Annotated in this window: 22 protein-coding genes and 1 tRNA gene; 15 read left to right on the top strand and 8 right to left on the bottom strand. The window is 58.5% G+C overall.

Annotation, left to right across the window (positions count from 1 at the left end; all coding sequences use genetic code 11):
- Nucleotides 1-135 precede the first annotated feature (135 nt).
- From typA to ACR0C9_RS06205, 5 genes are all read right to left on the bottom strand, one after another.
- A complete protein-coding gene (gene typA, locus ACR0C9_RS06225) occupies nucleotides 136-1,953 on the bottom strand; it encodes a translational GTPase TypA (protein WP_480626020.1) in 1,818 nt (605 codons plus the stop codon).
- Between the two features lie 76 nt (nucleotides 1,954-2,029).
- A complete protein-coding gene (locus ACR0C9_RS06220; protein WP_170518694.1) occupies nucleotides 2,030-2,365 on the bottom strand; it encodes an SMR family transporter in 336 nt (111 codons plus the stop codon).
- Between the two features lie 380 nt (nucleotides 2,366-2,745).
- Nucleotides 2,746-3,909 carry an HD domain-containing protein gene (locus ACR0C9_RS06215; RefSeq protein WP_480780605.1) on the bottom strand — a complete coding sequence of 388 codons (1,164 nt, stop codon included), beginning with the start codon at nucleotides 3,907-3,909 and terminating at the stop codon, nucleotides 2,746-2,748.
- Nucleotides 3,906-4,151, bottom strand: coding sequence for a hypothetical protein (locus ACR0C9_RS06210; RefSeq protein ID WP_170450608.1), 246 nt, complete (start codon nucleotides 4,149-4,151; stop codon nucleotides 3,906-3,908). Before ACR0C9_RS06210 ends, ACR0C9_RS06215 begins: the two co-directional genes overlap by 4 nt.
- On the bottom strand, nucleotides 4,151-4,804 hold the full coding sequence (locus tag ACR0C9_RS06205) for an alpha/beta hydrolase (protein ID WP_170450609.1): 654 nt from the start codon (nucleotides 4,802-4,804) through the stop codon (nucleotides 4,151-4,153). Before ACR0C9_RS06205 ends, ACR0C9_RS06210 begins: the two co-directional genes overlap by 1 nt.
- A 177-nt stretch (nucleotides 4,805-4,981) precedes the next feature.
- Between ACR0C9_RS06205 and iscR the strand changes: the two genes are divergently transcribed.
- The 10 genes from iscR to ACR0C9_RS06155 all read left to right on the top strand — a co-directional run bounded on the left by iscR (nucleotide 4,982) and on the right by ACR0C9_RS06155 (nucleotide 12,780).
- Entirely contained in the window at nucleotides 4,982-5,440 is a 459-nt protein-coding gene (iscR, locus tag ACR0C9_RS06200; RefSeq protein ID WP_170450610.1) for a Fe-S cluster assembly transcriptional regulator IscR, read from the top strand.
- A gap of 45 nt (nucleotides 5,441-5,485) precedes the next feature.
- Nucleotides 5,486-6,529, top strand: coding sequence for a cysteine desulfurase family protein (locus ACR0C9_RS06195; protein ID WP_480780604.1), 1,044 nt, complete (start codon nucleotides 5,486-5,488; stop codon nucleotides 6,527-6,529).
- 18 nt (nucleotides 6,530-6,547) lie between these two features.
- Nucleotides 6,548-8,068, top strand: a complete 1,521-nt coding sequence (gene sufB, locus ACR0C9_RS06190; RefSeq protein ID WP_170518684.1) for a Fe-S cluster assembly protein SufB — start codon at nucleotides 6,548-6,550, stop codon at nucleotides 8,066-8,068.
- A complete protein-coding gene (locus ACR0C9_RS06185; protein ID WP_170450615.1) occupies nucleotides 8,068-8,271 on the top strand; it encodes a hypothetical protein in 204 nt (67 codons plus the stop codon). Before sufB ends, ACR0C9_RS06185 begins: the two co-directional genes overlap by 1 nt.
- A 49-nt stretch (nucleotides 8,272-8,320) precedes the next feature.
- Complete coding sequence (sufC, locus tag ACR0C9_RS06180) at nucleotides 8,321-9,076, top strand: Fe-S cluster assembly ATPase SufC (protein WP_170518681.1); 756 nt, start codon at nucleotides 8,321-8,323, stop codon at nucleotides 9,074-9,076.
- Nucleotides 9,076-10,356: a SufB/SufD family protein gene (locus tag ACR0C9_RS06175; protein WP_480780603.1), complete on the top strand. Its 1,281-nt coding sequence runs from the start codon at nucleotides 9,076-9,078 to the stop codon at nucleotides 10,354-10,356. The genes sufC and ACR0C9_RS06175 overlap by 1 nt, the downstream gene beginning before the upstream one ends.
- Nucleotides 10,356-10,841 (top strand): YIP1 family protein, encoded by a 486-nt coding sequence (locus ACR0C9_RS06170; RefSeq protein WP_170450622.1) that lies wholly within the window; start codon nucleotides 10,356-10,358, stop codon nucleotides 10,839-10,841. The genes ACR0C9_RS06175 and ACR0C9_RS06170 overlap by 1 nt, the downstream gene beginning before the upstream one ends.
- The gene (locus ACR0C9_RS06165; RefSeq protein WP_170450624.1) at nucleotides 10,838-11,404 is read left to right on the top strand and encodes a YIP1 family protein; all 567 of its coding nucleotides are present in this window, start codon (nucleotides 10,838-10,840) and stop codon (nucleotides 11,402-11,404) included. The genes ACR0C9_RS06170 and ACR0C9_RS06165 overlap by 4 nt, the downstream gene beginning before the upstream one ends.
- Nucleotides 11,405-11,416: 12 nt before the next feature.
- Nucleotides 11,417-12,637, top strand: coding sequence for a cysteine desulfurase (locus tag ACR0C9_RS06160; RefSeq protein ID WP_170450626.1), 1,221 nt, complete (start codon nucleotides 11,417-11,419; stop codon nucleotides 12,635-12,637).
- Between the two features lie 66 nt (nucleotides 12,638-12,703).
- Nucleotides 12,704-12,780 (top strand) — tRNA-Arg (locus ACR0C9_RS06155).
- Between the two features lie 109 nt (nucleotides 12,781-12,889).
- Here ACR0C9_RS06155 and mepK read toward each other — a convergent pair.
- Complete coding sequence (mepK, locus tag ACR0C9_RS06150; protein ID WP_170450628.1) at nucleotides 12,890-13,459, bottom strand: peptidoglycan L,D-endopeptidase MepK; 570 nt, start codon at nucleotides 13,457-13,459, stop codon at nucleotides 12,890-12,892.
- A 352-nt stretch (nucleotides 13,460-13,811) separates the two neighbouring features.
- Here mepK and ACR0C9_RS06145 point away from each other — a divergent pair, with 352 nt between their 5' ends.
- The 4 genes from ACR0C9_RS06145 to ACR0C9_RS06130 are packed head-to-tail and all read left to right on the top strand — an operon-like array spanning nucleotide 13,812 to nucleotide 18,054.
- Nucleotides 13,812-15,419 carry a L,D-transpeptidase family protein gene (locus ACR0C9_RS06145; protein WP_480780602.1) on the top strand — a complete coding sequence of 536 codons (1,608 nt, stop codon included), beginning with the start codon at nucleotides 13,812-13,814 and terminating at the stop codon, nucleotides 15,417-15,419.
- Nucleotides 15,420-15,454: 35 nt separating this feature from the next.
- Nucleotides 15,455-16,546 carry a UDP-3-O-(3-hydroxymyristoyl)glucosamine N-acyltransferase gene (gene lpxD / locus ACR0C9_RS06140; protein ID WP_480780601.1) on the top strand — a complete coding sequence of 364 codons (1,092 nt, stop codon included), beginning with the start codon at nucleotides 15,455-15,457 and terminating at the stop codon, nucleotides 16,544-16,546.
- A 32-nt stretch (nucleotides 16,547-16,578) separates the two neighbouring features.
- A complete protein-coding gene (locus ACR0C9_RS06135) occupies nucleotides 16,579-16,836 on the top strand; it encodes an acyl carrier protein (protein WP_170450632.1) in 258 nt (85 codons plus the stop codon).
- 9 nt (nucleotides 16,837-16,845) lie between these two features.
- Nucleotides 16,846-18,054: a beta-ketoacyl-[acyl-carrier-protein] synthase family protein gene (locus ACR0C9_RS06130; RefSeq protein ID WP_170450633.1), complete on the top strand. Its 1,209-nt coding sequence runs from the start codon at nucleotides 16,846-16,848 to the stop codon at nucleotides 18,052-18,054.
- A 52-nt stretch (nucleotides 18,055-18,106) separates the two neighbouring features.
- Here ACR0C9_RS06130 and ACR0C9_RS06125 read toward each other — a convergent pair whose 3' ends face one another.
- Nucleotides 18,107-18,685: an invasion associated locus B family protein gene (locus ACR0C9_RS06125; protein ID WP_170450634.1), complete on the bottom strand. Its 579-nt coding sequence runs from the start codon at nucleotides 18,683-18,685 to the stop codon at nucleotides 18,107-18,109.
- 454 nt (nucleotides 18,686-19,139) lie between these two features.
- On the opposite strand from ACR0C9_RS06125, the gene ACR0C9_RS06120 reads away from it, so the two are divergent.
- Nucleotides 19,140-20,687: a helicase HerA-like domain-containing protein gene (locus ACR0C9_RS06120; protein ID WP_170450635.1), complete on the top strand. Its 1,548-nt coding sequence runs from the start codon at nucleotides 19,140-19,142 to the stop codon at nucleotides 20,685-20,687.
- A gap of 1 nt (nucleotide 20,688) precedes the next feature.
- On the opposite strand, the gene ACR0C9_RS06115 is transcribed toward ACR0C9_RS06120, so the two are convergent.
- Entirely contained in the window at nucleotides 20,689-20,943 is a 255-nt protein-coding gene (locus ACR0C9_RS06115) for a hypothetical protein (RefSeq protein WP_170450636.1), read from the bottom strand.
- Nucleotides 20,944-21,007: the final 64 nt, after the last annotated feature.

Below are 21,007 nucleotides of genomic sequence, written 5' to 3'. Positions count from 1 at the left end.
TGAACGACCATGAAAAACAGGGGTTAGACCTGCCGTTACGGAAGGTCTCCCCATTTTCATCATTTTTGGGATGGATGAAAAAATGTCACACTCGTGTCATTGTTTCCAATTTCGAAATCGACCATTTGCCACAATTTAGGCGGATTTCGCCATGCGCTTGCGTTCATGGGGGTCCAGAAAGCGCTTGCGCAGACGAATGGCGTTGGGGGTTACCTCGACCAGTTCATCATCGTCGATATAGGCAATCGCCTCTTCCAGCGAGAACTGAACATGCGGCGTCAGGCGTACTGCGTCATCAGATCCGCTGGCGCGCACGTTGGTCAGTTTCTTGCCCTTCAGAGGGTTCACTTCCAGATCGTTGTCGCGTGAATGCTCACCGATCACCATGCCTTGATACACTTCTGCCTGAGGGCCCACAAACATCCGGCCACGCTCTTCCAGATTCCACAGCGCGTAAGCGACGGCCTGACCTTTTTCCATCGAGATGAGAACACCAGCACGACGACCGGGGATCTGGCCTTTGTGAGTAGCCCAGTCATGGAACACCCGGTTCAGTACGCCTGTGCCGCGCGTGTCAGTCAGGAATTCGCCGTGATAGCCGATCAGGCCGCGCGAGGGGACATGGGCGATAATGCGGGTTTTACCCGCACCTGCGGGGCGCATCTCGACCAGCTCACCCTTGCGCGCGCCGGTGATTTTTTCGATCACCGCGCCCGAGTATTCGTCATCCACGTCAATGGTAACTTCTTCGACCGGTTCCAGCCTCTGACCGTTTTCCTCGCGGAACAGAACCTGCGGGCGTGAGATGCTGAGTTCGAACCCTTCACGGCGCATGTTTTCGATCAGAACGCCCATCTGCAATTCGCCACGGCCCGCAACCTCGAACGCTTCACCTCCGGGGGTGTCAGAGATGCGGATGGCGACGTTGGATTCAGCCTCTTTCATCAGGCGATCACGGATCACGCGGGACTGCACCTTTTTGCCGTCACGCCCGGCCAGGGGCGAGTCGTTGATGCCGAAGGTTACGGTGATGGTGGGCGGATCGATGGGCTGGGCGGGCAGGGCCTCGTCTACTTGCGGCGAGACCAGCGAGTCGGCGACTGTCGCCTTGCTCATCCCGGCGATGGTGACGATGTCGCCTGCTTCGGCCACATCGATGGGTTGCTGCGCCAGACCACGGAAAGCCAGAATTTTCGAGGCGCGGAAGTTTTCAATCAGCGTACCGTCGCGGCTGAGCGCCTTGAGGCTGTCACCGGCTTTCAGGGTGCCGCTTTCAACGCGCCCGGTCAGGATACGGCCAATGAACGGGTCGCTGCCCAATGTGGTGGCCAGCATGCGGAAAGGTTCGTCTTTCTTTTCGGCCTGCTTGGGCGCGGGGACGTGATCCACGATCAGGTCGAACAGGGCGGTCAGGTCCTTGCGTGGACCGTCCAGCTCCATATCGGCCCAGCCGGACCGGCCCGAGGCATACATGGCCGGGAAATCCAGCTGGTCGTCATCGGCGCCGAGGTTGGCGAACAGGTCAAAGCACTCGTCCAGCGCCCGGTCGGGCTCGGCATCCGGTTTGTCGACCTTGTTCAGGACAACGATAGGCCGCAGGCCCAGCGCCAGCGCCTTGGAGGTCACAAACTTGGTCTGCGGCATCGGACCTTCGGCAGCGTCGACCAGCAGGACCACGCCGTCCACCATGCTGAGGATCCGCTCAACCTCACCACCGAAATCGGCGTGGCCAGGGGTGTCAACGATGTTGATGCGTGTGCCCTTCCACTCGACCGAGGTGGCTTTGGCCAGAATGGTGATGCCACGCTCGCGTTCCAGATCGTTGCTATCCATGGCGCGTTCCGCCACGGCCTGGTTTTCCCGGAACGCGCCGGATTGTTTGAGCAGCTCATCCACCAGGGTCGTCTTGCCGTGGTCCACGTGAGCGATGATTGCGATGTTGCGCAGGTCCATGAGAGGTCAGCCTTTGAACGGGAAGTTGCCGCGCGCATAACGCGGCACGCGCAAAGTTACCACCCCTAACAGGCGTTCAATGGCCCGCAGTCTTCGAAAACAGGTGAATGATCAGAATTCCGGCCAGGATCAGGGTCAGCCCCAGAACGGCCCAGATGTCCAGTTTTTGTCCAAAGACAACGAAGCCAATTATTGCGATGAAGAATATCCCCAATCCGGACCAGATTGCGTAGACGATACCAACCGGCATGAATTTCAGGGTCAGGCCCAAAAGGTAGAAGGCAAACCCATAGCTGACAACGACCAGAACCGACGGCCAAAGCCGCGTGAATTGCTGGCTGGCCTGCAACGCAGTTGTCCCTACGGTTTCTGCAAAGACCGCGAGCAGCAGGATCAGGTAGGCTTTGGGCATGTTTTATACCTTTGTCTCAATAAACCCAGGCAAGCTTGACCACGACTTTGCAATCTGCGGCAAGCACATTCAGTTGGAAAGCAGTGCCGACCCACAACATGAAGGTCAGGTATACCTGACTATGGGTAAAGTTGAATTTGTGTAAAGTTCCCCCGTGTATTGGTTTTTTTGTTACTGAGTATTGTTTCATGACGTTATTTGCAAAAACCGTCATTCTTGCTGCGTTTGTTATCGTAGCGCTTGGGTGGCTTGCTGGCGGGGGGTCCGTCGATACTGATGCAGCCAATATGGTTGAAAAGTTGGATGGTAGCGTAATTTAAGCGCCGATCAGAACGAAGCAGAGGGAAAAGGGGCCTTTGGGCTCCTTTTCCTATTTATGGCTATGCGTCCGCTGTGCTGTGCGATTGAAAAAAGGCGGACAGTTGCGGCTGTAGCCACTGCCAAAGCTGCGGGGCACCGCCTTCAACCGCCGGTCGTACCCGTGTTTCCAGCTGAGCATAGGTTACGTTGTAATCGACCCACGACCCGCCACCTGTTTCCAGATTGGCCACCGGGGTCTGGAACCGGTCAACGGCCTTGGCAAACCGCGCATCCGGCGTCTCCGCCGCCTCGAACTCGTGCCACAGAGCCGCGAATTGCGTTTGCTGCGGTTCGGGAAGCAGGCCGAACAGACGTTTTGCTGCCGCCTCCTCTTTGGCGGTTTGGGCGGCGTGATCCACTTGTCCGTGGATCGGGTGATCTCCGGCGTCGATTTCGACGATATCGTGCAGCAACAGCATGCGCAGGGCGCGGGCCTCGGACACTCCGTCCTCGGCATATTCCGCCAAGACCCAAGCATAGAGCATAATGTGCCAGGAATGCTCGGCAGAATTCTCAAACCGGTCGGACGCCATCAGGCGCGAGGCGCGCAGGACTGTTTTCAACTGATCAGCCTCGGCCAGGAAGGGCAGGCGTGTTGTAAATGCGTTGGAGTCCGTATCCGCGCCGTCCAGCAGTGCCCGCGCATGACCAAAGGCCAAAGGGAAATCCTGCGCCAGATAAGCTGCGCGCCCACCGTCCAGATTATCTTGCACGACGTCAATATGATCGGCCCGAGGATGCTGCGCGCAGAGCACCTGAAATAGGGGCTGAGAGCGATCCAGAATTTTTGCAAAACGGGCGTCGGCGGATTGATCGGCCTCGAACTCCTTCCAGAGGCTTTGAAACTCCGCCGCCTGATCGGCGGGCAGCAGGCCAAACAGTTCCGAGGCCGCGGCTTGTTCAGCCTTGGCGACGGCCTGCCAGTCGGTCTGCAGATGGATCGGATGGTCGCCCACGATGATCTCAACCAGATCATGCAACAGCAACATGCGGATCACCCGGTCAATCGAAACCTCGGGTCCGGCCAATGGCTCCATGACCAAAGCCCAAAGGGCCAGATGCCAGCTATGCTCGGCCGAGTTTTCACAGCGGGACAGGTCCAGCAGGACGTTTGCCCGTTCCACTGTTTTCAACCTGTCGGCCTGTTTCAGAAAGGCGATTTGGGCCGACAGACGATCACTCATTGCTTTTCGATAGCTTTCACTTTTGAGCGGTGGTCGCTGAGACGCTTGATCACAAAGGTGCGCGCCTTGCGTTCCGCCATCCGGACGCGGATTTCGGTCAGAAATGCCTCTTCCAGCGATTGCGACGCCGCGCCCAGAACCTCACCCACCTCGACAAAGAACCGGTCGTCGCCGGTTTCGTCCATAACCTTCATCGTATCCTCGGCCAGTTTGGCGGCGAGGGTGGTGATGGTGTCAGACATTAGCGCGTGGTCTCGGTCAGGCGGCGTTTCACATAGTCGCTGACATCGGTGATCAGTGTATCCATGTGACGGTCCTGGAAGAAATGGTCTGCACCTTCGACCTCGTTATGGGTGATGGTGATGCCTTTCTGTTCATGCAGCTTGTTCACCAGCGATGTGGTGTCCGCCGGAGGGGCAACGCGGTCGGCTGATCCGTTGATGATCAGACCGGAAGACGGGCAGGGCGCCAGGAACGAAAAGTCATACATGTTCGCCGGGGGCGACACGCTGATAAAGCCCGTGATTTCGGGCCGGCGCATCAGCAATTGCATCCCGATCCACGCACCGAACGAAAAGCCAGCGACCCAGCAGTGTTTCGAGTTGTTGTTCATCGACTGCAGGTAGTCCAGAGCCGAGGCCGCATCGCTCAACTCGCCTACGCCCTGATCATATTCGCCCTGGCTGCGGCCCACGCCGCGGAAGTTAAAGCGCAACACGGTGAAACCCATGTTGTAGAACGCATAGTGCAGGTTGTAGACGACCTTGTTGTTCATGGTCCCGCCAAACTGTGGGTGCGGGTGCAACACGATGGCGATCGGTGCGTCTTTTTCCTTTTGCGGGTGGTAACGGCCTTCCAGGCGGCCTTCGGGTCCGGGAAAAATCACCTCGGGCATGTGTGCTTTGGTCCTGTCTTTTTCTTCCGAGAGCCCGGATATACTTGACGATAATCGTCGGGCACCTTAGAACGGTTCTAATATGTAGCGGCGCGTACCGTCGCTGTCCGTCGGAGATACGCACTGGCGGCGGCGGCGTCAATGATTTCGCGCGCATCTTGCCATGAGGGATTGTCAATGAAGCTTTCGACGAAAGGTCGTTACGCCATGGTTGCGCTGGCTGACATTGCGCTGCAGCCCTCGGATCAGCTTGTGACGCTGGGCGAGATCTCAGAGCGTCAGGACATATCGCTACCGTATCTTGAGCAATTGTTCGTCAAGCTGCGCCGGGCCGAGCTTGTGTCTTCGGTCCGTGGCCCCGGTGGCGGCTATCGACTGGCGCGCCCGGCCTCGGACATTCGCGTGGTCGAGGTTCTGTCAGCCGTTGACGAAACCGTTGACGCGATGACCAAAGGGGCAGGTGCATCCGGCGCGTCCTCGGGCAGTCGCGCGCAATCCCTGACCAATCGTCTGTGGGAGGGGTTGAGCGCGCATGTTTACGTATTCCTGCATCAGACGCGGCTGTCGGATGTGATCAAGAACGATCTGGCGCCTTGTCCTGCTGTTCCCAGCCTGTTCGCTGTGGTGGATGAGTAAGGCGATGGTGTTTCACGTTACAGGCAACCGAAAAAAGATGCATCCATGAATCGCGTTTATCTGGATCATAACGCGACCACGCCGTTGCGACCCGAAGCGCGGGACGCGATGATCGCGGCGATGGAGGTCTGCGGGAACCCGTCCTCGGTCCATGCAGAAGGGCGTGCCGCCAAGGCGCTGATCGAACGCGCGCGGGCGCAGGTCGCATCGGCCTTTGGGGCGGATGGAGCGGATGTGGTGTTCACTTCAGGCTCGACCGAGGGTGCGGCCTTGACGCTGGCAGGGCGCGATATGCATGGGCCCGCGATTGAACATGATGCAGTAAGAGCCTGGATTGATGAAGATATTCCTGTTTTATCAACGGGACTGGTTTCTTTGGAAGATCCGGCGCGCGCCACACTGCAACTGGCCAATTCCGAAACCGGTATTGTGCAGTCCTTGCCGTCGGGTCTGGCCGTGACGGATGCCACGCAGGCGTTTGGCAAATTGCCTGTTGCGTTCAATTGGCTGGACGTGCAGATGGCGCTGATCTCAGCTCACAAGCTGGGCGGGCCCAAGGGCGTTGGCGCGGTTGTGATGAAACGCGGCACTGATCTGGCGGCTCAGATCAAGGGCGGCGGACAGGAAATGGGGCGTCGGTCCGGAACTGAAAATGTGATTGGAATTGCGGGGTTCGGGGCCGCAGCTGAAGCAGCCGCGCGGGATTTGGTCAACGGTGTTTGGGAGCAGGTCGAAGAATTTAGAAATATTCTAGAAAACGCTCTTGAGGCCGGAGTTAAATCACCTATTTTTGTCGGGAAAGGTCAAAAGCGACTACCGAACACTCTGTGTTTCGCGACCCCCGGCTGGAAGGGCGAGACGCAGGTCATGCAGATGGACCTGTCGGGTTTTGCAGTCAGCGCGGGCTCTGCCTGCTCCAGCGGCAAGGTTCGTGCCAGCGCGGTGTTGACTGCAATGGGATTTGATGAGGTCACAGCAGCCAGCGCGATCCGCGTTTCGCTGGGTCCTTTGACAACAAAAGAGAATGTGCTGCGCTTCGCTGAAACGTGGCTTGAGAAAGAGAAAAAGCATCGCGCGCGCGCCGCGTGATCTGACGGAGGGTAAGTTATGGCCGCTTTGGACCAGACCCAGGTGAAAGAAGGTGTCGACCAGGAAACCGTGGACGCGGTACGCGAGGTCGGAACCTACAAATACGGCTGGGACACCGATATCGAGATGGAGTATGCGCCAAAGGGCGTGAATCCGGATATCGTGCGGTTGATTTCGGAAAAGAACGAAGAGCCCGAATGGATGACTGAATGGCGTCTGTCGGCCTTTGAACGCTGGACCAAAATGGACGAGCCGAAATGGGCCATGGTGCACTACCCGCCGATCGATTTTCAGAACCAGTATTACTATGCCCGTCCGAAATCGATGGAGGAGAAGCCGAAGTCGCTGGATGACGTCGATCCCAAGCTGTTGGCGACTTACGAAAAGCTGGGTATCCCGCTGAAAGAACAGATGATTCTGGCCGGGGTCGAAGGTGCCGAAGATGCGCCCGCCGAAGGCCGCAAGGTCGCTGTGGACGCAGTGTTCGACTCGGTTTCGGTCGGGACGACATTCCAGGCCGAATTGAAAAAGGCCGGAGTGATCTTCTGTTCGATCTCCGAGGCGATCAAAGAACATCCTGAGCTGGTCAAGAAGTATCTGGGCACCGTGGTCCCAGTGTCGGACAACTTCTATGCCACTTTGAACTCGGCCGTGTTCTCGGATGGCTCGTTCGTCTACATCCCGCCGGGTGTCCGCTGCCCGATGGAGCTGAGCACCTATTTCCGCATCAACGCGGAGAATACCGGTCAGTTCGAACGCACGCTGATCATCGCCGACAAGGGCTCGTACGTGTCTTATCTGGAAGGGTGTACGGCGCCACAGCGTGATACGGCCCAGTTGCACGCAGCTGTGGTGGAAATCATTGTCGAAGAAGACGCCGAGGTGAAATACTCGACCGTTCAGAACTGGTTCCCCGGGGACGAGAACGGCAAGGGCGGCATCTATAACTTCGTAACCAAACGCGCCGATTGTCGGGGTGATCGGTCCAAGGTGATGTGGACTCAGGTCGAAACCGGCTCGGCTGTGACGTGGAAATATCCGTCCTGCATCCTGCGCGGCAATGAAAGCCAGGGCGAGTTCTATTCGATCGCGATTGCGAACAATTATCAGCAGGCCGATACCGGCACCAAGATGGTTCATCTAGGCAAGAACACCAAGTCGCGCATCGTGTCCAAGGGCATCAGTGCGGGCAAGGCGCAGAACACATACCGTGGTCTTGTCTCGATGCATCCTAAAGCCAAGGACAGCCGGAACTACACGCAATGTGACAGCTTGCTGATCGGCGACAAATGCGGCGCGCATACGGTTCCGTATATCGAGGTCAAGAACAACTCGTCCCGCGTCGAGCATGAGGCGACGACGTCGAAGGTGGATGATGATCAACTGTTCTACTGCCGTCAGCGCGGTATGGACGAGGAAGAGGCCGTGGCGCTGGTCGTGAACGGGTTCTGTAAGGACGTGTTGCAGGCGCTGCCGATGGAATTTGCCATGGAAGCGCAGCAACTGGTGGCGATTTCACTGGAAGGCTCTGTCGGCTGATGACGCGGTCACCCCGGAACGGCATCCAGAAGGATGATGTGCTGACCTGGCTGGGCTATGCGCTACCGGTTTTGGGCGGCCTGCTAGGGGTAGCTTACGTGAACATCAATCACATGGCTTTCATCAACCCGGTCTGGGCGGTTGGTGGTGGGGTAATCCTGGGTTGGATTGCTGCACGGCTGATCCGCAAGGTACTGGGATAGGGATTTATCGGGGCGACGATGCCCCTTGCGAGATGCAAAAGGACAAAACATGCTGGAAATCAAGAACCTGCACGTACAGCTTGAAGAAGAAGACAAGCAGATCCTCAAAGGTGTGGACCTGACGGTCGAGGCCGGCAAGGTACACGCGATCATGGGGCCGAATGGCTCGGGCAAGTCCACGCTCAGCTATGTGCTGTCGGGCCGTGATGGATACGAAGTGACCGAAGGTTCAGCCACTCTGAACGGTGAAGACCTGCTGGAGATGGAGCCGGAAGAGCGCGCCGCTGCTGGTGTGTTCCTGGCGTTCCAGTACCCGGTCGAAATTCCGGGCGTCGGCAACATGACCTTCCTGCGTACGGCTGTAAACGCTCAGCGAAAGGCACGCGGGGAAGAGGAACTGTCGGCAGCGGACTTCCTGAAAGAGGTGCGCGCCAAGGCCAAGACCCTGAAGATCGACGCGGACATGCTGAAACGTCCTGTGAACGTTGGTTTCTCGGGCGGTGAGAAAAAGCGCAACGAGATCCTGCAGATGGCCATGCTGGAACCCAAGATGTGCATCATGGACGAGACCGACTCGGGCCTTGATGTGGATGCGATGAAGCTGGTGGCCGAAGGTGTGAACGCGCTGCGCGACGAAGGGCGCGGGTTCCTTGTGATCACCCACTATCAGCGCCTGCTGGATCACATCAAACCCGATGTGGTGCACATCATGGCGAACGGTCGCATCGTCAAATCCGGTGGCCCGGAACTGGCGCTTGAGGTCGAAAACAACGGTTATGCCGACATTCTTGCCGAGGTGAACTGATGGCCTTGCCCGAAGTCAAACAAACCGCAACCGAGGCGCGGCTGGCAGCGCTGACCATGCCGGATGCCGGATGCACCCGCGCCGCGCGCGAAGATGCGCTGGCCCGTGTGCTTGAGATGGGTCTGCCCAACCGTCGCGACGAATATTGGAAATACACACGGCCCGACACTCTGGTCGCGCCTGCGGCCATGCCCGCTGCGGTCTTCGTGGATGATGAACCCTTGGTGTTCCACGAGTTCGACCGCCTCAAGATCGTGTTTATCGACGGTGTTTTCAGCGCCGAGGAATCGGATGATCTGACGCAGGAAGGCGTGAGCATTGATCGTCTGGAGGACATCTGCTGCAAGGACATCCATTGGGCCAAAGACCTGTATGGCGTTCTGGAAGCCCGCGGACAGGTTCCGGTGCAGCGCCCACTGGCCGCGCTGAACACCGCCTTTGCGTCGGACGGGGTTGCAATTCATGTGACGGGTAAGCCGTCCAAGCCGATCAACCTGATCTACCGGCACGAGTCCTCGACATCGGACGCGATCCTGCACCACGTAATCCGCGTTGAAAGCGGTGCCGAGGCGACCATTCTGGAAACCGGCCCCGCCGCGTCGCGCTTCAACAAGTGCATGGAGATCGACATTGCCGATAACGGCACACTGCATCACATCCGCGCGCAGGGCAGGGATTGGGAGCGTCGGGCCGCGACCCATATGTTCACCCGTCTGGGCACCGAGTCTGTCTACAAGTCCTTCACCCTGACCGTGAATGGTGTACTGACCCGAAATGAACAGGTTGTCGAATTGACCGGCGATGACGCCGTCGCGCATGTGGCGGGGGCCTGTGTCGGCGATGGTGACTTTCATCACGATGACACCGTCTTCATCACCCATGACGCGGTGAATTGCGAAAGCCGTCAGGTGTTCAAGAAAGTGCTGCGCAACGGTGCGACCGGCGTTTTTCAGGGCAAGATCCTTGTGAAAGAAGGTGCTCAGAAAACCGACGGTTATCAGATCAGCCAGTCGCTGCTTCTGGATGATGACAGCCAGTTCCTCGCCAAGCCCGAGCTTGAGATCTACGCCGACGACGTGGCCTGCTCGCACGGCTCGACCTCGGGCGCGATTGACGAGACCGCGCTGTTCTACCTGCGCTCGCGCGGGGTTCCGACCAAGGACGCGACCAACATGCTGACGCTGGCGTTCCTGGCCGAGGCCGTCGACGAGATCGAAGACGGCGCATTGGCCGAGGCCATCGTGAGCCGTCTGGAAGGTTGGTTGGCGCGCCGCAGCTGATGCCTGTGTCGTCAGATATCGTTGCCACATACCGGGGGCCGGGGCGTGTCGTGCGCCGGCTTCTGGATATGGGGCCGCGCGAAGACCGGGCGCTGATTTTCGTCATGGCCTTCTGCATTGTGTCCTTCATCGCCCAGATGCCAAGCCTTGCGCGCCGTGCGCATCTTGAAGGGGTGGAGCTGAACATGCTGCTGGGCGGTGCCTTGCTGGGCTCGGTCTTTATCCTGCCGTTGTTCTTTTACAGTCTGGCGCTGATCTCGCATTGGGCCGCGCGTTTGGCGGGTGGCAAAGGGACGCCCTATGGCGCGCGTTTGGCGTTGTTCTGGGCCTTGCTGTCTTCCGCCCCCTTGGTTTTGCTGAACGGGCTGGTCGCCGGGTTCATCGGCTCTGGTCCAACGCTGACCCTTGTGGGTTTGATTTGGGTTGCCGTTTTTGTCTGGTTCTGGTTATCCGGACTGCGACAAGTACAAAGGTCCGCTGAATGAATACTCCGAACCTGGGTCAACTGGCGGTTCTGACGCTAAGACAACCCGCCGAGGCGGCGCGTCAGCTTTTGGCCCTGAACCCGGGGCGCGAGGTGCTTTGGCTGGCGTTTTTCCTTGCCGTTGTGCTGAACTGCATAATCCAGTTGGGCATTGATCTGTCGATTCCGGTTGTCGAAGGCGATGCTGGCCCGATTACGGAAAGCGTTCCGATTGTATTGGTTCGCTCGGCAGGTACGATGATGTTCAGTATCCTTGCCTTCCTGTTCGTCGGCCGTTTTCTGGGCGGAACGGCGCGGTTCGAGGGGATGATGGTGCTGATCGTCTGGGTGCAATACCTGCAGATCGCGGCATTGCTTGGCGTCCTGATCCTGAGCCTGACGATCCCGTTTCTGATGGCGGTGTTGCTGTTGGCCACCGCGATCCTGAGTCTCTACATCACGTTGCATTTCCTGAACGAGGCGCATCAGTTCGGATCGCTTTGGAAATCGTTCGGTGTGGTTTTGTTGTCCGCTTTGGTTGCGGTTCCTTTTGTCCTTATGCTCGCCCCCGTGGCGCCCGTCTAGGAAGACAGCCCTATGTATGATGTGCAGAAAATCCGCTCTGATTTTCCGATCCTGTCGCGGCAGGTGAACGGCAAGCCGCTGACCTATCTGGACAACGGGGCCTCGGCGCAGAAACCTCAGGCGGTGATAGATGCAGTGACCCGTGCCTATGCCGAGGAATATTCGAACGTTCATCGCGGTTTGCACTACCTGTCAAACCTCGCGACCGAGAAATACGAAGGCGTTCGTGGCACGATTGCGCGGTTCCTTGGGGTGGCGAATGAGAACGAGATAGTCCTGAACTCGGGCACCACCGAAGGGATCAATCTGGTCGCGTACGGCTGGGCCATGCCCCGGCTTGAGGCAGGCGACGAAATCGTGCTGAGCGTGATGGAGCATCACGCCAATATCGTGCCCTGGCATTTCCTGCGCGAACGGCAGGGCGTTGTTCTGAAATGGGTCGATGTGGATGCAGATGGCGGCCTTGATCCGCAGGCCGTTCTGGATGCGATCGGGCCCAAAACCAAACTGGTGGCGGTGACGCAGTGCTCTAACGTTCTGGGCACGGTTGTAGATGTCAAAGCCATCACCGAAGGCGCCCATGCCAAAGGTGTTCCGGTTCTGGTGGACGGTAGTCAGGGCGCGGTTCATATGCCGGTCAGCGTCGATGAGATCGGCTGCGATTTCTACGCGATCACCGGGCACAAACTCTACGGCCCTTCGGGGTCCGGCGCGATCTTCATCAAATCCGAGCGTATGGCCGAAATGCGCCCCTTCATTGGTGGCGGTGACATGATCAAAGAGGTCAGCAAGGACCAGATCACGTATAACGACCCGCCGATGAAGTTCGAAGCCGGAACACCCGGCATCGTGCAAACCATCGGTTTGGGCGTGGCGCTGGACTACATGATGGATCTGGGGATGGAGAACATCGCCGCCCATGAATCCAGCCTGCGCGACTATGCGATGCAACGCCTGACCGGGTTGAACTGGCTACAGGTCCAGGGCACCCGCCCGGACAAGGCCGCGATCTTCAGCTTCACGCTCGATGGGGCGGGGCACGCGCATGACGTCTCGACCATCCTCGACAAAAAGGGCGTCGCCGTGCGCGCCGGTCATCACTGCGCGGGTCCGTTGATGGATCATCTGGGCGTCACTGCGACCTGCCGGGCGAGTTTTGGCCTGTATAATACCACGGATGAGGTCGACACGCTGATCGAAGCGCTTGAACTGGCGCATGATTTGTTTGCGTGAAACCTTGCCGGGTCGCGCAGATTTCCAGTTGCACCCGACCCGGAACAAGGTTAGCTAACGGCCAAGGCACCTGTAGCTCAGCTGGATAGAGCGCTGCCCTCCGAAGGCAGAGGCCAGAGGTTCGAATCCTCTCAGGTGCGCCATCTTTCACTAGGTTTAGCATCCGCGCTCCGGTCGGATCGCATTGCGCAAAACAAAACCCCCGTCAGACGATCTGCGGGGGTTCGGAACAATTGGTATTGGCGAGGCGGATTAGCCGCGCCAGGTGCGGACCACGCCGCAATCCATATGTACGAAGTTCGACCGGTAGTATTGGCCTACACCGCCCGCGCGACACGACATCGCCGCTTTGGCCATTTGCGAGACGGAACGCGAGCCGAGGCGAAGGTCTGCCGCCTGGCCTTGCATGTGCAGGGAGTTCCGGGCAACGCGGCGCGATCTGGAACGCAGCATGGCGTTTGTCTGCGGCGAACGATAGCCGGACAGCAGCATGTAAGGCTCGTTCACGTCCAGAAGATTGTGGGCGGCGGCCATGATGTCGACCGTGCGCAAATCCATGCTTTTGACCTGATCGGTCCGCCAGTCGCGCATGAAATGGTTCACTTCCTTGACAGCATCCTTGATGTATTTGCCGTCAACCCAATATATCATATCGATCCGTTCGCCTGTGCGACCGGAATACATGCGGATACGACGAATGTCGCCGCCGCCGCGAAGAAAACCTGCTGCATTGGAATAAGTCGGTGCTGCAGCAACTGCTGTGGCTGCGAATGCCCCCAATAGGGCACGCCGGGTCAAGCCCGATGTACTGCTCTTGGTCATTTTTGTTTCGTCCCGTACTGTTCCTGCCTGCGCACGATGTTACGCGCGCTGTATTAATATTTTCCCATCCCAGATGGCGAATTTATGGCACAATCGGATTCGGTCGCCAAGAAGTGTTTGATACTCACCTTTTCAAGGGGGAATTTTCGGCAGTTTTTTGCGCAGATGGGGCAACCGGCACATTTTTTGCGCAATTGAGGCGTTTCGGCACCGCTTCGATGCAAACGCGCATCAGGCCGAAATAGAAGAGGCTGAGTAAGGAATTTGTGAATAGACAAAGGCAGAGTGCAAAAATGATATTTGTTCGGCGCATCCCCATCAGCGCAAACTATTGAATAACCAAGGGCATCCCATGTTCTCAGTATTGCGGACCAGTACCAGTATCCTTGTCGCGGCATGTTTTGCGGCCACAGCAGCCATTGCCAACACAACGTCTGACCCGATTCAGGGCACCGCGTTTCAAATGGCTGTGGCCGAGCACACTCCGACATCCAGCGATATTGCGGCGTTTTACCGGACCAACGGGTTTTCGCCGGTCTGGGTCGGAGCCTCGCAAGATCATGCCGAACGGCGCGCCGCGTTGATCAAAGCGCTGTCCAACAGCCATATGCACGGTCTGCCCGCAGCAGGTTACGATGTAGACGCGCTGGTTGAACAGATGCGGCAGGCGCGATCTGTTCGGGATTTGGGCGCGGTCGAGGCTGAACTGACGCGGGTGTTTCTGGCTTACGCCGACGATCTGTACTCCGGTGCCCTGCGCCCGGCCAGCATTGACGACGGACTGGTCCGCAAGGTGGAACGGCGCAGCCCCGAGGAACATCTGCAGCAACTGAACACGCATGGTGCGGCCTATCTGGATCAGCTCGCACCGCAGACGCGTCAGTATCGCGCGCTGATGAAGCAAAAACTCGCACTGGAGGCTCTGGTCGATCAGGGTGGCTGGGGCGCGAGTGTTCCGGTGGCCAAGCTGGAACTTGGGGATTCAGGGCCAAATGTCATCAAGCTGCGCAACCGTTTGGTGGCGATGGGCTATCTGAAACCCACTGCCAGCCCTTCGTTTGATGCCACTTTGCTTGAGGCTGTTCGCAGCTTTCAAACCGCGCATGGGTTGGAGCCGGACGGTGTTGCCGGGCAGGGCACGATTTCGGAACTGAACCGCCCGGCATCGGATCGGTTGAAGTCGGTTCTGGTGGCGCTGGAACGCGAGCGTTGGTTGCCGCGTGAACGTGGGACCCGCCATATTCTGGTGAATCAGGCCGATTTCTCTGCCAAGATCGTCGATGACGGGCAGGTCACGTTCGAGACCCGCGCAGTAATCGGCAAAAACGTGCATGACCGCCGCAGCCCCGAGTTTTCGGACGAGATGGAGCATATGGTGATCAACCCCAGCTGGTATGTGCCACGCTCGATCATCACAAAGGAATATCTGCCCAAGCTGCAATCCAACCCGAATGCCGTGGGTCATATCCAGATCACCGATCGCAGTGGCCGTCAGGTCAACCGCGGGGCCGTGGACTTCACCCAATTCACCGCGCGCAACTTCCCGTTTGCGATGCGTCAACCGCCGAGCAAAAGCAATGCACTGGGGCTGGTGAAGTTCATGTTCCCCAACAAGTACAACATATATCTGCATGATACGCCTCAGAAATCTCTGTTCGCGCGCGAGGTGCGGGCCTTCTCGCATGGCTGTATCCGATTGGCGCAACCGTTCGAATTCGCCTATGCGTTGCTGGCCAAGCAAGAGGAAGACCCAAAAGCGTTTTTTCACCGAGTGCTGAATACCGGCAAGGAAACCACAGTGAAACTGGACCAGAAGGTTCCGGTGCATCTGATCTATCGCACCGCCTATATGGGCCCGAAGGGCGAGGTGCAGTATCGCCGCGACGTCTACAACCGCGACGCCAAGATTTGGGACGCGCTGCAAAAGGCAGGGGTAGCCCTGCCGGACGTTCAGGGGTAAGCACGGGGGCAAATCCTGCCGAAAGAAAGCCCGCCATGCAGTTTACCATTCAGCAAATCGCCGACAGCCTTGGTGCCGAGTGCCAGGGCGACACCGGCCTGACGATTGTGCGCGCGGCCGAGCCCGGTGACGCCGGACCCACCGATCTGGCCATGGCGATGTCACCGAAATATGCCGAGGCTCTGGCAGGTGGTGAGGCACGCGCGGCGGTTCTGTGGGAAGGTGCGGATTGGCAGGCCATGGGCCTGCGCGCGGCGATTTTTGTGAAACGTCCGCGCATGGCGATGGCAGGCATAACATCGATGCTGGATCGCGGGCAGGGGGTTGAGCCCGGCATTCACCCCTCGGCCGTGATTGATCCGACGGCAGAGATTGGCGCAGATGTGTCGATTGGGCCTTTGGCGGTTGTCGGGGCCAGGGCGCGGATCGGGGCCGGATCGGTAATTGGCGCCCATTGCACGATTGGTATCGACGCTGTTCTTGGCGAACAGGCGCTGCTGCGCGAAATGGTCAGCATCGGCGCGCGCGCTCAGATCGGGGATCGCTTTATCGCCCAACCGGGCGCGCGGATTGGTGGAGACGGTTTCAGCTTTGTAACTCCCGAAGTATCTGGCGCAGAAAACGCGCGCAAAACCATGGGGGATCAGGGTGAGGCGAAGGCGCAAAGCTGGCTGCGCATTCATTCTCTGGGCGCGGTTGAAATTGGTGACGATGTCGAGATCGGCTCGAACTGTACCGTAGACAATGGCACAATTCGCAACACCCGGATCGGCGATGGGTCGAAACTGGATAACCTTGTGCATGTGGGCCACAACACCCGTGTGGGGCGTGACTGCCTGCTGTGCGGACAGACCGGCGTGTCCGGCTCGGTCGATATTGGCAACAACGTGGTGTTGGGCGGCCAGACCGGCGTGGTGGACAACATTTTCATCGGCGACGGCGTAATCTCGGGCGGCGGCACCAAAATCCTGTCCAATGTGCCCGCCGGTCGGGTGATCATGGGCTATCCGGGGATCAAGATGGAAACCCATACCGACATCTACAAAGCGCAACGCCGGTTGCCGCGTCTGGCCCGCGACGTTGAGGCACTTAAAAAGGCTGTTTCCAAACAGCCCCCGAGCGATTAAATCATCCTCAGATTGATAATCAGGGGATCGATATGAGCATCAGCGACCGCGTCATCGCAATCATTGCAGAGCAGGCCGTGCTGGAGCCATCGGATGTGACACCCGAAAGCACGCTGGAAGATCTGGGCATCGACAGTCTGGGTCTGGTCGAAAGCATCTTTGCGATCGAGGAAGAGTTCGACATCTCGGTTCCCTTCAACGCCAACGAACCTGAATCGAACGATTTCGACATCTCGAACGTGGCCGCGATCATTGCGGGCATCGAACAGCTTGTGTCGGAAAAGGTCTGACCCGGAACAATGAAACGGGTTGTTATCACCGGCGCGGGCACCATCAACTCGCTGGGTCACTCTGTCCCCGACACGCTGGAGGCCATGCGAGAAGGGCGCTGCGGTATCTCGGAACTGGAGTTTCGCGATGTCGATCGTCTGGCCATCAAGATCGGCGGTCAGGTGCGCGGGTTCGAGGCCGAAGGGCGCTTTAATCGCCAACAGATGTCTCTGTATGACCGGTTCACGCAGTTCACACTGACCGCAGCCAAAGAAGCCATCGAGCAATCGGGGATCGAATTCCACGGGGAATTGGCGGCCCGGTCCGGCGTCGTGCTGGGCACGGCAGGCGGCGGTGTTTCGACCTGGGACGACAATTACCGGTCGGTCTACGAAGACGGAAAAAACCGCGTGCACCCCTTTGTTGTGCCAAAGCTGATGAACAATGCGGCCGCCAGCCATGTGTCAATGGAACATAACCTCAAAGGACCCAGCTTTACCGTTTCAACAGCCTGCGCATCGTCGAACCATGCGATGGCGCAAGCGTTCCAGATGGTCCGCAGCGGTGCTGCGCCTGCGATGGTCACCGGCGGGTCGGAATCGATGCTGTGTTTTGGCGGCGTGAAAGCCTGGGAAGGCTTGCGCGTCATGTCCAAAGACGCCTGCCGCCCGTTCAGCGCCAACCGTAACGGGATGGTTCAGGGCGAAGGTGCCGGCATTTTTGTCTTCGAGGAATACGAACATGCCCGCGCGCGGGGTGCAGAAATCCTGTCCGAGGTCGTCGGGTTCGCCATGTCCTCGGATGCGGCCGATATTGTCATGCCCAGCAAGCAGGGCGCATCACGCGCCATGGCCGGGGCTTTGGCTGACGCAAAGCTGAACGCCAGCGATGTCAGCTATATCAACGCGCATGGCACCGGAACGGCAGCAAATGACAAAACGGAATGCGCCGCAGTTGCAGACGTGTTCGGGCCGCATGCGGATGACCTGATGATCTCGTCCACCAAGTCCATGCACGGGCACCTGATAGGCGGCACTGGTGCTGTCGAATTGCTGGCCTGCATCATGGCTCTGCGGGATGGCGTTATTGCGCCGACCATCGGGTACGAGGAACCCGATCCGGAATGCGCGCTGGATGTGGTACCGAACGAGGCGCGCGAGGCCAAGGTGGATGTTGCCCTCAGCAACGCCTTTGCCTTTGGCGGCCTGAATGCTGTTCTGGCTTTGAAGAAAGTCTGACGACAGCCCGAAAGTCGCCGCAGCGTTTCCACTGCGGCGACGAAAGCATCGCTCAGTTTACGTTGACGCTGAGACTGTCAAACCCCGAGGTGAAGCCAGACAGCGACATGTCCATGGTCAGAACCTGATCCGGGAAGCGTGCGGGCACCAGCGAGAAGGTCGCCTTGCTGCCCGCCTTCATGGCATCGATGTCACCCTGGCTCAGACCCAGTTGGGCGACGCAGCCGACCGGCACACAGTGGTGATAGTTATACAGCTTGCGCGGCGCGCCATCGATGGACAGCGCCAGTTGCGCCTGCAGCAGGGTTTCCAGCGGAACGATCACATTCGCCCAGGCCACGGCGGCCCCACCTTCGGGCAGTTTGCCAATGGACACCTCGGCAATCGGATCGCCTTGCTGGCCGTTGAGAACCTGAACGATGGCGCATGGGTCTTCGCCTTCCTGCGCCTTGATGCAGGACACCTCCCAGTCGCCGGAAGTTTCTTTGACGAACTGTTCGCCCGCACGCGGACCGGTCTCGCCCAGGTCCAGCCCGTTATCGGCCTCGGGTTCCGAGGTTTCCTGTGCACTGACAGCGCCGCAAACAAGGACAGCAGCGAGCGTATTGATCGAAAGGAGTGACTTGATCATGAATGCCTCGATATTTGGTGATTGAGTTTTTTTTCTTCCTCTAGCACCGTTCACGGCTGGTGTCAGGCACTAAGCGATGGGTCGGTTCGAAAATGAACAATTTCTTGCCACTCAGGTAGGGTTTCCACCCCTTAAAAACAAGAAAAAGGGAGCTGGTGGAGCAGCTCCCTTCTATAAATGTTTCTCCCCGTCGGACTGGCCGACTTAGTTATGTGGCAGACGTTACGAGAGGGGGACGCGGTGGTCAACTGCTAACCTGAACTTTTAATATACTCGTCAGTTCAGTTTAATCCGCGTGAACGGGCAAAAAAGCCGTGCCCGAAGGCACGGCCAGTCAACAGGGAGGAAGTGCGCCTTTGCGGCTGGCACCGCAAAGCGCGCAAAATGACTATCGCAGTCAAAGGTTAACTTTGTATGCTGGGTCCGGATCGGTGAGACATAAGGCAGTGAAAACATGGGCGAAGATATCTTTCTGGGCGGCGGCGGTCAGGACTATGGCCAGCCGCAGGGGCTGACGCTGAAATACGCGAACCGGCATGGGTTGATTGCCGGGGCCACCGGGACCGGCAAGACGGTGACGCTGCAAATTCTGGCCGAAGGGTTTTCCAAGGCAGGCGTTCCGGTTTTCCTGTCGGACGTCAAAGGTGACCTGTCCGGGCTGGCATTGCCGGGAACCGAGACACACAAACTGCATCAGGCTTTCATGGATCGCGCCACGCGGATCGGATTCACCGATTTCGCGTACCGTGCTTGCCCGGTGACCTTCTGGGACTTGTTTGGTGAGCAGGGGCATCCGGTTCGTACGACAGTGACCGAGATGGGGCCATTGCTGTTGTCCCGCCTGATGGAGTTGAGCGAAGCGCAGGAGGGGATACTGAACATCGCCTTCCGTGTGGCCGATGAAGAAGGCATGCCGCTGCTGGACCTCAAGGACCTGCAAGCGCTGTTGGTCTGGATTGGTGAGAACCGGGCGCAGCTTTCATTGCGTTACGGCAATGTCTCGACCTCTTCAATCGGTGCGATCCAGCGCCGGTTGCTGGTGTTGGAGAACCAGGGCGGCACGCGGCTGTTCGGGGAACCGGCGCTGGACCTCGCCGACCTGATGCGCACGGATGAGGCCGGGCAGGGTGTTGTGAACATCCTTGCCTCGGACAAACTGATGGGATCGCCGCGCCTTTATGCAACTTTCCTGCTATGGCTGCTGAGCGAGTTGTTCGAAGAACTGCCCGAGGTTGGTGACCCCGAGAAACCCAAGTTGGTCTTCTTCTTCGATGAGGCCCATTTGCTGTTCGAGGATGCGCCGAAGGTTCTGATCGACAAGGTGGAACAGGTGGCGCGCTTGATCCGCTCCAAGGGTGTCGGGGTCTATTTCATCACGCAGAATCCGGCCGATATACCCGAAGATATTCTGGGACAGTTGGGCAATCGCGTGCAGCACGCCTTGCGGGCGTTTACCGCGCGCGACCGGAAGAACCTGCGCCTTGCCGCAGAAACCTATCGCGAGAATCCAGCTTTTGACACCGAAGAGGCAATCCGCGAGGTCGGTGTGGGTGAAGCCGTCACATCAATGCTGCAAAAGAAGGGTGTGCCGGGCATTGTCGAACGTACACTGATCCGCCCGCCGGCTTCCCAGTTGGGGCCGATTTCTGACGCTGAACGCCAGGAGGTTATGACTGCGTCACCAATGGCTGCAAAATACGACACACCCGTGGATCGAAAATCGGCCTTTGAGATCCTTCAGGCCCGCGCCGAGGCCGCCGCCAAGGAAGCCGAAGCCGCCGAAGCCGAAGAGGTTGTGGAAATGCAGACGGCTATGGAGCGCGAATTCGCCTCGGCCCGCAGATATTCGGGCAGTCGGGTGGGGCGGTCTTCCTCGCGCGTGACGCGCAAGAAAGACACGTTTGCCACCGCGATGAGCGAGGCCGTGATCAAGGAACTGAAAGGCACCACCGGTCGCCGCATCGTGCGCGGCATCTTGGGTGGATTGTTCCGAAACCGCTAGCTCAACCTTTCAGGCGGCGCTGGCCTTCCTGACGGCAATAGGCATCAGCCTGACGCACCGACATCTTGGTCGCCGGGAAATCAATGGCCCGGTCCCAGGTCACGCGGTCATGGCGATAGAGCTGACACGTCACAACACCCTCGGGCGTGTTGACCTTGACCGGTGTGGTTTCCAGATCTTCGGGCGAGGGGACACAGGCCGCAACTGCCGCAACAAGCGGCAACAGGATGACAACTTTGCTGAGTGGTTTTTTCATGGTTCTAAGATCTACTCTTTAGACTGGGTAACTGGCCTCATAAGACCGGCGAGAGGGTGTGTGA

It is taken from the genome of Ruegeria sp. C12, from assembly GCF_056537745.1.
This window is presented reverse-complemented; position numbering and strand designations above follow the sequence as displayed.